At 74.3% G+C, this 13,635-nt stretch carries 10 protein-coding genes; 3 read left to right on the forward strand and 7 right to left on the reverse strand.

What is annotated here, in order from left to right; all coding sequences use genetic code 11:
* Window positions 1–66: 66 nt before the first annotated feature.
* On the reverse strand, window positions 67–1,611 hold the full coding sequence (locus ACRYMY_RS00005; protein WP_432545215.1) for a Wzz/FepE/Etk N-terminal domain-containing protein: 1,545 nt from the start codon (window positions 1,609–1,611) through the stop codon (window positions 67–69).
* A 369-nt stretch (window positions 1,612–1,980) separates the two neighbouring features.
* Between ACRYMY_RS00005 and ACRYMY_RS00010 the strand changes: the two genes are divergently transcribed.
* Window positions 1,981–3,399, forward strand: coding sequence for a hypothetical protein (locus ACRYMY_RS00010; RefSeq protein WP_432545216.1), 1,419 nt, complete (start codon window positions 1,981–1,983; stop codon window positions 3,397–3,399).
* A gap of 22 nt (window positions 3,400–3,421) precedes the next feature.
* Here the strand turns inward: ACRYMY_RS00010 and ACRYMY_RS00015 are convergent, their stop codons facing one another.
* Window positions 3,422–4,903, reverse strand: coding sequence for a SulP family inorganic anion transporter (locus tag ACRYMY_RS00015; protein ID WP_432545387.1), 1,482 nt, complete (start codon window positions 4,901–4,903; stop codon window positions 3,422–3,424).
* 358 nt (window positions 4,904–5,261) lie between these two features.
* Here ACRYMY_RS00015 and ACRYMY_RS00020 point away from each other — a divergent pair, with 358 nt between their 5' ends.
* A complete protein-coding gene (locus ACRYMY_RS00020; RefSeq protein ID WP_432545217.1) occupies window positions 5,262–6,443 on the forward strand; it encodes an acyltransferase family protein in 1,182 nt (393 codons plus the stop codon).
* 21 nt (window positions 6,444–6,464) lie between these two features.
* Here ACRYMY_RS00020 and ACRYMY_RS00025 read toward each other — a convergent pair whose 3' ends face one another.
* Window positions 6,465–8,075 carry a peptide chain release factor 3 gene (locus ACRYMY_RS00025; protein WP_432545218.1) on the reverse strand — a complete coding sequence of 537 codons (1,611 nt, stop codon included), beginning with the start codon at window positions 8,073–8,075 and terminating at the stop codon, window positions 6,465–6,467.
* Between the two features lie 75 nt (window positions 8,076–8,150).
* Window positions 8,151–9,635 carry a SulP family inorganic anion transporter gene (locus ACRYMY_RS00030; RefSeq protein ID WP_432545388.1) on the reverse strand — a complete coding sequence of 495 codons (1,485 nt, stop codon included), beginning with the start codon at window positions 9,633–9,635 and terminating at the stop codon, window positions 8,151–8,153.
* 234 nt (window positions 9,636–9,869) lie between these two features.
* Between ACRYMY_RS00030 and ACRYMY_RS00035 the strand changes: the two genes are divergently transcribed.
* Window positions 9,870–10,289, forward strand: a complete 420-nt coding sequence (locus ACRYMY_RS00035; RefSeq protein ID WP_432545219.1) for a MerR family transcriptional regulator — start codon at window positions 9,870–9,872, stop codon at window positions 10,287–10,289.
* A gap of 12 nt (window positions 10,290–10,301) precedes the next feature.
* Here ACRYMY_RS00035 and ACRYMY_RS00040 read toward each other — a convergent pair whose 3' ends face one another.
* From ACRYMY_RS00040 to ACRYMY_RS00050, 3 genes are all read right to left on the reverse strand, one after another.
* Window positions 10,302–10,937, reverse strand: coding sequence for a hypothetical protein (locus ACRYMY_RS00040; RefSeq protein ID WP_432545220.1), 636 nt, complete (start codon window positions 10,935–10,937; stop codon window positions 10,302–10,304).
* A gap of 90 nt (window positions 10,938–11,027) precedes the next feature.
* Window positions 11,028–12,314 carry an MATE family efflux transporter gene (locus ACRYMY_RS00045; RefSeq protein WP_432545221.1) on the reverse strand — a complete coding sequence of 429 codons (1,287 nt, stop codon included), beginning with the start codon at window positions 12,312–12,314 and terminating at the stop codon, window positions 11,028–11,030.
* A gap of 110 nt (window positions 12,315–12,424) precedes the next feature.
* Window positions 12,425–13,555, reverse strand: a complete 1,131-nt coding sequence (locus ACRYMY_RS00050) for a glycosyl hydrolase (RefSeq protein WP_432545222.1) — start codon at window positions 13,553–13,555, stop codon at window positions 12,425–12,427.
* Window positions 13,556–13,635 lie beyond the last annotated feature (80 nt).

Genomic DNA, 13,635 nt, shown 5'->3' on the forward strand with positions numbered 1-13,635 from the left:
GCCCCACCCTCGCGGGTGGGGCGCCGTCGTCGTGCGGTGCCGTGCGGAGCGTCGTCCGGGCGGGTGTCAGCCGCGCCGGGAGGCCGCGACCTCGGGGTCGGGCTGGGGGGAGACCACCGGGCGGGCCGAGGAGCCCTGCGGGGGCCGGACGTCGCCGCCCGCGCCGCCCGAGGTGTCCCCGACGACGACCTGCGCGACCACGGCCGGGGCGGCGATGGACAGCTGGGCCAGCGTCTTGCTGACGACCTCGGCGCGCGGGTCGGCCTCCACCTGCACGAGCACGGCGTCGACCTCACCGGCGACGGCGAACGCCACCGGGCTGGAGACGACCGAACCGCCCACGAAGATGACCAGGTAGCCGGCCTCGACGAGGGTGCGCACCCCCGCGCCCACGACGTGCGGCTGCAGCGAGCGGGCGTCCAGCGGGAGCACCCCGACGACGGCGCCGCCGCCGATGACCCACGGGCGGACCTCGTCGCCCCAGCGCCGCTCGGGCAGGGTCTGCGCCAGCCCGTCCTCGACCGGGGCGCCGAAGGGGGCCAGGCGGCTGCCCTGCTCGTCGGCGTCCACGAGGACGACGCGGCGCCCGGCGCGGGCGGCCGAGGCCGCCAGGCCGGTGGCCAGGGCGCCCGCGCTGCCGGAGACGGCCGTGACGAGCACCGAGCCGACCTCCAGGCGCGGGGTGCGCAGGTGGCCGAGGTGCTGCAGGCCGACCAGGACCACGCCCGCGCTGCGGCTGGGCCCGCTCAGCGGGTCGGTCAGCGAGCGCGGCGTGGGCAGCGAGCCCCAGCGCGCCAGCTCGGCCACGCCCGTCAGCGGCGGGGCCGTGACGCGCTGCTTCAGGTGCGCGCCCCAGGCGACGGCGCCGGCGGCGGCCAGCAGGCCCACCACCCCGCCGACGAGGCCGAGCTGCCACGGGTACGGCGGCGACGGCGACGTGGGCACGCGGGCGGAGTCGATGCTCGCGACGCCGGAGCCGTAGGAGGAGGCCGCCAGGTTGATCTGCTGGACCTGCTGGGCGTTGGAGGCGGCCGTCGCCGCGTCGGTCGCGGCGGTCGTCTCCGGCACGGTCGCCAGGGCCGCGTCGCGCGCCGCGGTGACCTGCGCCAGGACCTGCGCCTGGTAGGCGTAGGCGATGGCGTCGGCGGTGTCGGCCGCGTTCTGCGGGGTGGTGCCGGTCGCGGTGACGAACACCTGGTTCGTCTCCGTCTGCGCCTCGACCGTCAGGCCGGCGCGGAAGTCGTCCGCCTCGGAGACGGGCACCTGCACGGTCGTGGCGGGCTCGTCGGCCGTGGCCGGCACCTCGACGGGGCTCTGCGCGGCGCTCAGCACGGTGCTGGACTCCACGATGGCCGCCTGCAGCGAGGCCCACCGGGTCGGGTCGCCCAGCTGCGCGCCCTGGTTGCCCGACGCCGTCGGGTCGAACGGGCGGTCCTTCGACAAGGTGATCGTCGCCGTCGCCGTGTAGCTCGGCGTCAGCAGGGCCCCCGCGCCGAAGTAGCCGGCGAGCGCCAGCACGACGGCCACGGCCAGCACCTTCCAGCGGTGCCGGAACACGGCGCCCCAGACGCCCGTGCCGTGCCGTTCCGGTCCCATCCGCGTCTCCGCCACAGGCCTCTCCCTCTGGTCCCCCCCGGGTGCACGAGCACCCTGCCGTCCGCCCGGTGTCGACGGACGGTCCCGCGTCATCATCCCACCGGGGACCGCGCCCCGGGCCACGACGAACCCCCCGGACGCGCAGAGTGACCCGCTCGGAGCAGCCAGTCGTGACGCCGATCGGGTGGTGCGGTCACGCACCGTGGATCGTTCCGGTGGGGGTTCCGTCCAGGACCCCGCCGGGGCCCCGCGGCGCACCTACGATGGCACGCGAGGACGGCCGGCGGCGAGGCCCGCGACCAGCGTGCACCCGATCTCCACCCGCTCGTCCGCACCCGACCACCCGTCCGCCGGGACCCACGGACCGACCACCGGAGCAGCCGCGTGCCGATCGCCCCGAAGAGGCCCAGCGCCGACCCCGCCGCCGTCCCCGTCGAGCCCACCGCGGACGACGCCGACGGCGGCCTGCGCGCCAGCACCGTCGCCGACCGGCGGGTCATGGCGGTCATCACGGCCATCCTGCTGTCGATCACAGTGCTGCAGCGCTTCGCCGTGCCCGTGGGTCCGCTGCTGTCGGTCAGCGTCCTGGTGACGATCGCCGGGATCGCCTTCCTGCTCTACCACGGCGACGTCGTGGAGAACGCGCCCGCGATGCGGGTGTTCGTCGTGGCGATGGCGGCCTGCTTCTTGGCCGCCGGGATCGTCCTGGTGCGCGAGGGCGTCGGCGCCGTCACGTCGCTGGTCTACCTGCCGGTCATCTGGGTGGCGTTCGCCTTCACCCTCCACCCCGCGCGCCAGCACCTGTACCCGCGCGTCCTGGCCCGGTTCGAGGCGCTCATGCTCGTCTTCGCCGGCATCGGCATCGCGCAGACGCTCGCGCAGGTCGCCGGGGTCTGGGGCTACCGCGACTACCTGCTCAGCTGGGTGCCGTCGAGCTTCCTGTTCCTCGGCTACAACACGTCCAACCCGATCGAGTACGGCGCCTCGGTCTACCGGGCCAACGCCTTCGTCTTCCTCGAGCCGTCGATCTTCGCCCAGTTCCTCGCGCTGGCGCTGCTGTCCAGCCTCGTGCGCCGCGCCAGCCTGCTGCGCGCCGTCGTCCTGGGCACCGCGATGATCTGCTGCATCTCCGGCACCGGGCTGCTGTACGTCGCCTTCGGCGTGGCGCTGCTGGCGCTGCGCCGCGGCGGGGTGTGGACGGCGCGCATCGTCGTGGCCGCGGTCGTCGGCGGGCTCGTGGCGCTGGCCACGCCGTTCGGGACCATCATCGCCTCGCGCACCGACGAGGCGTCCGTGGACAACTCCAGCGGCAGCCTGCGCTTCGTGCAGCCGTACGAGCAGATCCTCGGCACGTGGGCCACCGACCCGCTCACCACGCTGTGGGGCGCCGGCGCCGGCTGGGCCGACCAGCTGGCCGACCAGATCTTCGGCGCGACCGGGCTGCCCATCAACTTCTCCGGGATCGCCAAGCTCGTCCTGGAGTACGGCATCCCCGCCACGGTCCTGTTCACCGTGTTCGCGGTGCTGGCGATCGCCCGGCGCTCCCCCTCGCCCACGCTGGCGTGGTCGGGCCTGTTCGCCAACGCCGTGCTGACCGGCGCCCTGCTGCAGCCGCAGGTCCTCTACGTGCTGCTGCCGCTGTGCTCGCTGTTCATCGGCCACCGCTTCGAGCGGGACCTGGACGACGAGCGCCGGGCCAGTGCCCGCACCGCGGCCGAGGACCACGCGCGCGAGGTCGCCGAGGCGGCGCAGGTGCGCGTCACCGTGGTGCCGGCCGACCCGAACGGGCGCGGCGGGGCCTGAGGCCCCGCCGCGCCCCGCGGGGTCAGTGCGTGGACAGGTGCCCGGCCAGGCGCTCGTAGCGCTCGGCGCTGGCGGCGTTCAGTCCCTCGATGCGGGCGGTCTTGCCCTTGGCCGCGTACTTGGTCGTGACCGCGTCCAGCGCGGCGACCGTGGAGGCGTCCCACACGTGCGCCTGCGAGAGGTCGACGACGACCTCGTGCGGGTCGCCGGCGTAGTCGAACTGGTGGACGAGGTCGTTGCTGGAGGCGAAGAACAGCGAGCCGGTCACCGTGTAGGTCTTCACCCCGGCCGCGTCGACCGCGCTGGTGACCTCGACGAGGTGCGCGACCCGGCGGGCGAACAGCAGCGCGGCGACGAGCACGCCGACGATGACGCCGTAGGCCAGGTTGTGCGTCCACACCGTCACCACGACCGTCGAAAGCATGACGGCCGTCTCGCTGCGCGGCATGCGGCGCAGCGTCGCCGGGCGCACCGAGTGCCAGTCGAAGGTCCCCACCGAGACCATCACCATGACGGCCACCAGGGCGGCCATCGGGATGATCCCCACGACGTCGCCGAGGCCGACGACGAGCACCAGCAGGAACGCCCCCGCCAGGAAGGTCGACAGCCGGGTGCGCGCGCCGGACCTCACGTTGATCATCGTCTGGCCGATCATCGCGCAGCCGCCCATCCCGCCGAAGAAGCCGGTGATGACGTTGGCCGCGCCCTGCCCCCAAGCCTCGCGGGTCTTGTGCGAGCGGGTGTCGGTGATGTCGTCGACGAGCTTGGCCGTCATCAGCGACTCCATGAGCCCGACGAGCGCCACCCCCAGCGCGTAGGGGCCGATGATCGACAGGGTGTCCAGGGTCAGCGGGACGTCCGGCCACACGAGCGACGGCAGGCTGTCGGGCAGCTCGCCCTGGTCGGCCACGTCCGGCAGGACGAGCCCGGCCAGGACCGTCAGGCCCGTCAGCAGCACGATGGCGACCAGCGGCGCGGGCACCACCGTCGTCAGCTTCGGCAGGAACACCATGATCGCGATACCGGCGACGACCATCGCGTAGACCGTCCACGGCACGTCCTGCAGGTAGGGAAGCTGTGCGGTGAAGATCAGGATCGCCAGGGCGTTGACGAAGCCGACCATCACGCTGCGCGGGATGAACCGCATCAGCCGGGCGACCCCGAGCAGGCCGAGGGCGATCTGGATGACGCCGGCGAGGATGACGGTGGCGATGAGGTGGTCGAGGCCGTGCTCGCGCACCAGGGGGGCCACGACGAGCGCGACGGCCCCGGTGGCGGCGGAGATCATGGCGGGGCGCCCGCCGAGGAAGGCGATGGAGACGGCCATCGTGAAGGAGGCGAACAGCCCCACCCGGGGGTCGACCCCGGCGATGATCGAGAAGGAGATGGCCTCGGGGATCAGCGCCAGCGCCACGACGAGGCCGGCCAGGACCTCGGTGCGCAGCACGCGCGGCGACAGCCACGCCGGCCGGTTGCTCCGAACGGGTGGAGCCGGCGCGGTCATCACTTCCGGGTTGGTCACGGGCGCTGTCCGCCGTTCCTGCTCGCGGGGCCGCGGGCGACCCCTGCTGGGTGGGTGGTGGACCGTCCACCGCGGCGCGGCGCTGCGCTGTCGAGACGGAGGGTGACCGGTCAGCGACCTCTGGGGAGGGGTCCGCCGCCCGGCCGACGCGAGACTCTACCGTCACGTCACGGTGACACAGACCCTCCACGGAACGTCACCGAGATCACCGCGGACGTTCACCGGCCGGCACCTTGCCGCCCCGCGCTCGGAAATCTACCGTCACGTAACGGTAGGGTCGGGACTCGCCCGACGACGAGCCCGGGGGGGTCACGTGGGAGAAGGTCAGTCGCGCCCGGTCGTGCGCGCTCGCAGCGGCGGGGACGACGCGGTGACGTCGGCGCGCACGGGCCTCGGGCCCACCGCCACGACGACCTCGGCACTGGCCGTGCGGAGGGGCGGCCGCACGCTGGCCGACCTCTTCGACCCGCGGTCGAACAGCCTGACGATGCTGCGGCTGCTGCTGGCCGCCACCGTCGCGGTCACCCACACCACGCAGCTCGCCCGCGGCTGGCAGCCGCAGCTGGGCGAGACCCTGCTGGGCGACCTGGCCGTCGACGGGTTCTTCGTCGTCAGCGGCTTCCTCGTCACCGCCAGCTTCCTGCGGCTGGCCTCGCTGCGCCGCTACCTGTGGCACCGCTTCCTGCGCATCGCGCCCGCGTTCTACGTCTGCCTCGTCCTGACGGCCGCCGTGTTCGCCCCGCTGGCCTCCGTCCTCAACGGCGGTGGGGCGCTGGCCGTGTACCGCGGCGACGGCTCCGCGCTCGACTACGCCGTGAACAACGCGGCGCTGCTGATCCGCCAGTTCGACATCGAGGCCCTGCCCGCCGGCACCCCCGGTGACGGCACCGCCAACGGCGCCCTGTGGACGCTGTTCTACGAGGCCCTGTGCTACGGGATCGTCGCCGCGCTCGGTGTCGTCGGGGTGCTGCGGCGCAAGCCCGTCCTCGTCCTGGGGCTGCTGGGGCTGCTGCAGGTGGCGACGATCTCCGAGGAGTTCGGGGTCACCCTCGTGCCCCAGGAGCTGCTGCTGCGCCTGACGTTCGTCTTCCTCCTGGGCGCCGCGGCGCACCTGTTCTCCGGGCACGTCGTCATGACCTGGCCGTGGACCCTCGCGGCCGCCGCGTCCCTCGTGGGCGGGCTGGCGCTGTTCGAGGACTACCGCGCGGTCGGCGCCCTCGGGTTCGCGTACCTCGTGCTGCTGGCCGTGGTGAAGCTGCCGCTGCGCCAGGACCCGGGCTGGGACCTGTCCTACGGCGTGTACATCTACCACTGGCCGGTCATCGTGCTGCTGGTCAGCACGCCCGTCGCGGACCTGCCGGTCGCCGCCGTGGTCGTCGTGGTGCTCGCCACCGCGGCCGCCGTGGCCGCCGCCTCCTGGTGGCTGGTGGAGTCCCCCGCCCTGCGGATGAAGTCCGCGCCCTGGGTCACCCGCCCCCTGCCGGGGGCGCTGGACCGCATCGGCCGCGTCGGCGCCCGCTGAGGGCGGGCGCCGACGGGCCGGTCAGTCCGTCGCGACGAGCTCGTCCAGGCGCACCTCCGGGTGCGCCCGGGCGAAGGCCCGCACGCGCCACACGTCGCTGAACAGGGCGAAGAGCGTGCCGTCCCGGGCCGCTGCCACCTCCGCCGCGCGGTCGGCGCGCAGCAGCTGCTCGGCCTCGGCGTCCACGACGCGGGCGACGGAGTAGGGCAGCTCGTCCAGGACGACGGGCGAGCGGAACTCGTGCTCCATCCGGTGCCGGACCACGTCGAACTGCAGGTCCCCCACGGCCGCGAGGACGGGTTCGCCCTCGCCGCGGCGGGTGGAGGTGAGCAGCCGCACGACGCCCTCGCTGTCCAGCTCCGCCAGCCCCTGGCGGAACTGCTTGCCCTGCGCGAGGTCCAGGGGACGGACGACGCGGAAGCGCTCGGGCGCGAACACCGGCAGCGGCGGGAAGGACACCGCGGACCCGTCGTGCAGCGTGTCGCCCACCCGCACGTGCTTGGCGTTGACGAGCCCGATGACGTCGCCCGGCCAGGCGTCGTCGACGGTCTGCCGGTCGGCGCCGAACACCGTCTGCACGTGCTTGAGGACCAGCGGGCGGCCCGTGCGGGCGTCGGTGACCGTCATCCCCCGCCGGAAGCGCCCCGAGCGGACGCGGGCGAAGGCCAGGCGGTCGCGGTGGGCGGGGTTCATGCCGGTCTGCGTCTTGAACACCTGGGCGGTGAAGCGGTCGCCGACCTCGACCGCTCCCCCGTCCGCGGTGCCGTGGCGGTGCGGGGCGGGGGCGACGTCCACGAGGGCGTCGAGGACCTGCGCCACGCCGATGTTCGCCACCGCCGCCGTGAACAGCACCGGCGTCGAGCGGCCCGCGAGGAACTCGGCCTCGTCGTGGTCGGCGCCGATCTCCCGCAGCAGCTCGTGCTCCTCCAGCGCCCGCGGCCAGGCGTCCGGCTCGGCGGCTTCCGCCCGGTCCGCGGGGAAGCGGTGCTCCTCGGCGAGGGTCGCACCGCCCGGGGCGCGCGTGTAGCGGACGTAGTCACCGCTGCCGCGCTCCAGCAGTCCGCGGAAGTCGCCGGCGACGCCGACGGGCCAGGTGAGCGGGGTGGGGCGCATGCCCGTCACCTCCTCGACCTCGTCGAGCAGCTCCAGCGCCTCCCGCCCCGGGCGGTCCCACTTGTTGACGACCGTGATGACGGGCAGGCCCCGGTGGCGGCAGACGCCGAACAGCTTGCGGGTCTGCGCCTCCATGCCGCGCGCCGCGTCGACGAGCATGACGACGGCGTCGACGGCGGTCAGCGCGCGGTAGGTGTCCTCGGAGAAGTCGGCGTGCCCCGGGGTGTCCACGACGTTGACGACGTGCCCGCGGTGGTGCAGCTGCAGCACCGCGGAGCTGATGGAGATGCCGCGGCTCTTCTCCATGTCCTGCCAGTCGGTGACGACGCCCGCGCGCCCGCCCTTGCCGTGGACGTGACCGGCTTGGCGCAGGGCGTGCGCGTGCAGGGCCAGGGCCTCGGTGAGCGTCGACTTGCCGGCGTCGGGGTGGCTGATGACCGCGGTGGTGCGGCGCCGGGCGGCCTCGCGCTCGACGTCGGCGGCACCGGCCGGGTCCGGCCCGGCGGGGCTCGTGCTCACTGCGGGGACCTCCTGGACGTGGCGTGCTGCGGGGCGGGACGACGGTACGCGAGCGCCGCACCTCCCGCGGACGGCTCAGTGGCCGCCGGCGAGGTGCCCGGCGAGGCGGTCGTAGCGCGCGGCGCTGGCCGGGTCCAGGCCCACGATCCTCGCGGTCTTGCCCTTGGCCTCGTACTTCGTCGTGACGGCGTCCAGGGACGCGACCGTCGAGGCGTCCCACACGTGGGCCTCGGACAGGTCGATGACGACGCGCTCCGGGTCGCCGGTGTGGTCGAACCGGTGGACGAGGTCGTTGCTGGAGGCGAAGAACAGCGAGCCGGTCACCGCGTAGACCTTGGTGCCGTCGTCCTCCACGACGCTGCGCACGTCGACCAGGTGGGCGACCCGGCGGGCGAACAGCAGGGCGGCGACCAGGACACCGGTGACGACGCCGTAGGCCAGGTCGTGCGTCCACACCGTCACCACGACGGTCGAGAGCATCACGGCGGTCTCCGACTTCGGCATGCGGCGCAGGGTGCCCCGGCGCACGGAGTGCCAGTCGAAGGTGGCCACCGCCACCATGATCATCACGGCGACGAGCGCGGCCATCGGGATCGTCGCGATGACGTCGCCCAGGCCGACGACGAGCACCAGCAGGAACGCCCCCGCCAGGAACGTGGACAGCCGGGTGCGGGCCCCGGACTTCACGTTGATCATCGTCTGGCCGATCATCGCGCAGCCGCCCATCCCGCCGAAGAAGCCGGTGATGACGTTGGCCGCGCCCTGGCCCCAGGCCTCGCGCGTCTTGTGCGAGGGCGTGTCGGTGATGTCGTCGACCAGCTTGGCCGTCATCAGGGACTCCATGAGCCCGACCAGGGCCATCGCGAACGCGAACGGCGCGATGATCGACAGGGTGTCCAGCGTCAGCGGCACGTCGGGCAGGAACAGCGCGGGCAGGCTGTCCGGCAGGGTCCCCTGGTCGCCGACGTCCGGTACGGCCAGCCGCATGCCGACGACCGCACCGGTGAGCACGACGATGGCGACCAGGGGCGCGGGGACGACGGTCGTCAGCTTCGGCAGGAACACCATGATCGCGATGCCGGCGGCGACCACGACGTAGACCGTCCACGGCACGTCCTGCAGGTAGGGAAGCTGTGCGGTGAAGATCAGGATCGCCAGGGCGTTGACGAAGCCGACCATCACGCTGCGCGGGATGAATCGCATCAGCCGGGCGACCCCGAGCAGGCCGAGGGCGATCTGGATGACGCCGGCGAGGATGACGGTGGCGATGAGGTGGTCGAGGCCGTGCTCGCGGGAGACCGGGGCGATGACGAGGGCGATCGCCCCGGTGGCGGCGGAGATCATGGCGGGGCGCCCGCCGAGGAAGGCGATGGAGACGGCCATCGTGAAGGAGGCGAACAGCCCCACCCGGGGGTCGACCCCGGCGATGATCGAGAAGGAGATGGCCTCGGGGATCAGCGCCAGCGCCACGACGAGGCCCGCCAGGACCTCGGTGCGCAGCACGCGCGGCGACAACCACGCGGGGCGTTCCCTCGGCGGACGGGGGGCGGGAGCGGTCATCACGTCGGGGTTGGTCACGCAGCATCCGTTCGTGGTCACGGGGCACGTCGGGCGCACCCCTGGTGGTCCGTCGTCGTGCCCACCAGGACGCGCGGCGCTGCGCGGGGTGTTGTCGTGGGGCCTGCGGGACTCGCTCCGGTCCGTTCGGCACTCACAACGTTACCTTCACGTCAAGGTAGTGTCCACCGCCGTCGCCCACCGGGTCCCCCACGGCCCCTCCCGTACGCTGCCCGGGTGAGCACGTCCCCCGAGCGTCCCGACACCGCCGTCGACGAGCCGGACGCCCGGGACCGCCCCGCGCTGCAGGTCGGCGAGGTCGCCGAACGGGTGGGCCTGTCCCACCGGACGGTGCGCTACTACGACGACGAGGGGCTCCTGAGCGCGGTGCGCAGCGCGGGCAACTACCGCCTCTACAGCGAGGCCGACGTCCAGCGGATGCTGCTCATCCGCCGCCTCAAGCCGCTCGGGTACTCGCTGGAGGAGATGCGCGGGCTGCTGACGCTCCTCGACCCCCGCCCCGGGGACGAACGGACCGTCGACACCGCGCGCGTGCAGGAGGTCCTCACCGACCTCCAGCACCGCCGCGACCGGCTGGCCGAGCAGCTGGCCGGCGCCGACGCCGTCCTCGACGCGCTGCACGGCCTGCGCGGCTGATCGACCGCCCCCTCAGCCCTCCGCGACCGGGAACCCCGCGCGGTCCTGGACCGCGGACCCGGCGGGCACCGCCAGCGCCGGCACGGCCGTCAGGACGCGGCGGCGGCGGCGCGGCGGCCGCAGCGCCGACGCCACGCCGCGCGCCCGGGCCCGCTCGCCCGAGCGCAGCGGCAGGAGGCTGCGGCGGTCCCGCCGCAGCTCGCGCACCCGCGCCGCGAAGGCCCCCGGGGCCCCGGGGCGCTCCACCCACCGCACCCGCTCCTGCCCCGGCGACCGCTGCCCGCCGCCCGGGAGGAGGTAGGCGCCGGGGTGGTGCTGCGCCGCGACGGCGACCGCCACCAGCGCCTCGCGCCGCCAGTCCCAGCCGTCGTCGGCGAGCAGGACCACGTCCTCCTCGTCCCAGCCGCCGCGGCCCGGGACGTCCAGCACCGCCGCGGCCGCGCGCCGGCCGCGCGACGGCACCGCCGGCCGCACCACGCCGCGCGCGTCGACCGCGCGCACCCGGTCCAGGGGCAGCGGGCCGTCGGTCAGGAAGACGGCGTCGCCGACGAGACCCGCGCCGCGGGCCGCGTCCAATGCGGTGCAGAAGGTCGCCAGCGAGCGGCCGTCGGGGCTCGCCCCCGTGCCGTAGACCACGTGCAGGCGCAACGGTCCTCCTCCGGGGCGGCAGGGCGGTGCGGACGCACCGGACCCTACTCTGACGCCACGTGAGGGTTCGGGCGAGCCCGGGGACCCGCCTCAGCCGACCGGCGTCGGCGCCGTCGTCTCGGTCCCGTCGGGCGTGCGCCGCACGTGCCGGCGGGTCAGCAGGAACCACCACGGCACGACGATCCAGAACGCGGCCGCCATGCCCCACGCCGTGCCGACGGCCCCGAACAGGACCGCCCCCACGGTCGACAACCCGATGAGCGCCACCGTGTAGACGGCGTGCAGGCGCATCGTGATGCGCGCGCCCTCGTTGGCGTACAGCAGTGCCGCCGGACCCACCGACAGGGCCGCACCGACCTGGCCGACGATGATCGGCACCAGCACCTCGCGGGTGCCCGACCAGGTGTCCGCCAGCAGCGCCTGGCCCACGGCGTCGGGCAGCACGAGGAACAGCGACCCCCACACCACCGAGACGACCGAGACCATCCCGGAGACGCCGAGGGCCGCCAGCGTCCACGTCCGGTTCGTCATGCGGTCGCGGCGGCGCACCAGCTCCGGCACGGCGAACGACATCAGCCCCGCCGACACGATGGTCGCCGGGACGGTGAGCATGTTCGCCCCGCGCAGCCCGCCGGCGGCCGCGAGACCCGCCACGGCCGCGACGATGACGATCGCGATCTGCACGCCGGACTGCTGGAGCACGAACTCCGGCACGAGGTAGCGGGTCAGCGACGACTGCTCGCGCACCCACGGCAGCGCCCGGGTCAGCTTCGGGCGGGTGCGCACCTGCGCCAGGCCCACGAACGACGCCGCCACGGCGGCCCCGCCCCACGCCAGCGTGAAGGCGAACACCGAGCCGACGTCCGAGAGCACGAGGACCGCCACGGCCGCCAGCTGCAGCACGCCCCACGTGGCGTCCAGCAGGCAGGCCGCGGCCGGCCGCAGCCGCGCGAACAGCACCTGCCGCCACGCGTCCTGCATCATCAGGCCCGGCAGCACGATGCCCAGCGCCACCAGCGACTGCCCCAGCACCGTCGGGAACGGCCCGAGGAGCCCGGCGGCCACCAGCCCCGCGCCCAGCAGGACGCTGCCGGTGAACACCAGGCCCACCGCGGCGCCGCTGGCCCGCCGGAACTCGTCGTCGTCCGCGCCCGCGAAGCGCATGGCCACCGGCTGCGTGGCCACCGCCCGGAAGAAGCCCGTGAGCACGCTGAAGATCGCGAAGACGATGGCGAACGAGCCGAAGTCGTCGTCGCTCACCGAGCGGGCGATGATGATCTGCACGAGGAAGTTGTTCGCGCTCGCCACCATCTGGTCGGCGATGTTCCAGACGCCGCGCGTCATGCCCGCGCTGCGCAGCCTGCTCAGGCGTCCCACGTCGTTCCCCCCTCGTGCCGCCCCCCGCGGCACGTCACCGCCGCGCCGGGGCACGACAGGACTGCGCCGGCGCGCTCCGCGCCGGTGAGACTACTGGACGCGACCGCCGCTCAGGCCCGTTCCGGCGCAGCGTCACCCGAGGGGCCGAAGCGCTCCCGGAAGACGGCCGACCCCTCCGGGGCGTCGGCCAGCGTCATGCCGACGCCGCCCTCGGGGACGTTGAAGTACGCCTGGTACCGCACGCGCTCGGAGGCCACCACGTCGGCCATCTGGTCGATGAAGGCGGGGCTGTCGCCGCCGCCCTGGGTATCGCCCTCGGCGACCATCGCCCACTCGGGGAAGCTGATCGGCTTGTCCACCGAGGCCGCGAAGTCGGCGACGTACTGGACGCTGTTGACCTTCTCGCCCTTGGCCTGCCAGCGGGCGCCGGGGTCGATCGGGGCGATGTAGGAGTCGTAGACGTCCACGCCGATGATGTCGACCCAGTCGTCCCCGGGGTACATGTCCTCGATGCCGACGGAGTTCTGCGGGCCCTCGGCGATGTTGAAGTCGATCTCGAAGTCCGAGCCGTCGACCTCCATCGCCATCACGGCGCGGCGGAAGTACTCCTTCCAGTCCTCGCGCCGCTCCTCGTCCTCACCGATGTAGTGCGTCTCGTACCAGGTGCCGTTCATCTCCCAGCCCAGCCGGACGATCGAGCTGCCCAGCCCGACGTCGACGAGGTTGCGGCCGAACGCGCGCCAGTGCTCGTCGTACTCGCCGGCCGCGCCGCGCGCGCGCCAGTCCGACGGCGGGTCCTTCGGGACCATGGCGGTGGAGATCACGAGCGTGCGCTCGTCGGGGGCGTCAGCCACCCAGCCGGACCAGTCCTGCCCGCGCGGGGCGTCGATCGCGAACCACGGGCCCGTGATGGCGTTCCAGTCCGTCTCCGAGCCGAAGACGACGACGCAGTCCATCGGCCGGCCCAGCCACTCCTCGAACTCCTCGGCCACCGAGACGGTGTGCGTCTGCACCCCGACCCACTTGGTGTCCAGCTGCGCGGCGGGCACGTGCGGGCGCGGGGTCCACGGCCGCGGCTCCGTGCGCTGCGGCTCGTCGTCGTCCGAGGCCAGCCACCAGGCGCCGCCGCCGAGGAGCGCGGCGCCCCCCAGCCCGGCACCCAGGAACCAGCGGCGCCGGTGCGAGCGCGGCCGCGGCGGCTGCCCGCCCGTCGCCGGTACCTGCTGTCGCGTCGTGTCCACCACTGCGCGGCTCGCCTCCCCCTCTGGACGGGGACCCCCCGTCGTCGAACGCTGCAGAACGTCGTCGCGCCTCCGCCGGC

Origin of the sequence: Kineococcus haloalkalitolerans, assembly GCF_050871905.1 — a bacterium.
Lineage (GTDB): Bacteria > Actinomycetota > Actinomycetes > Actinomycetales > Kineococcaceae > Kineococcus.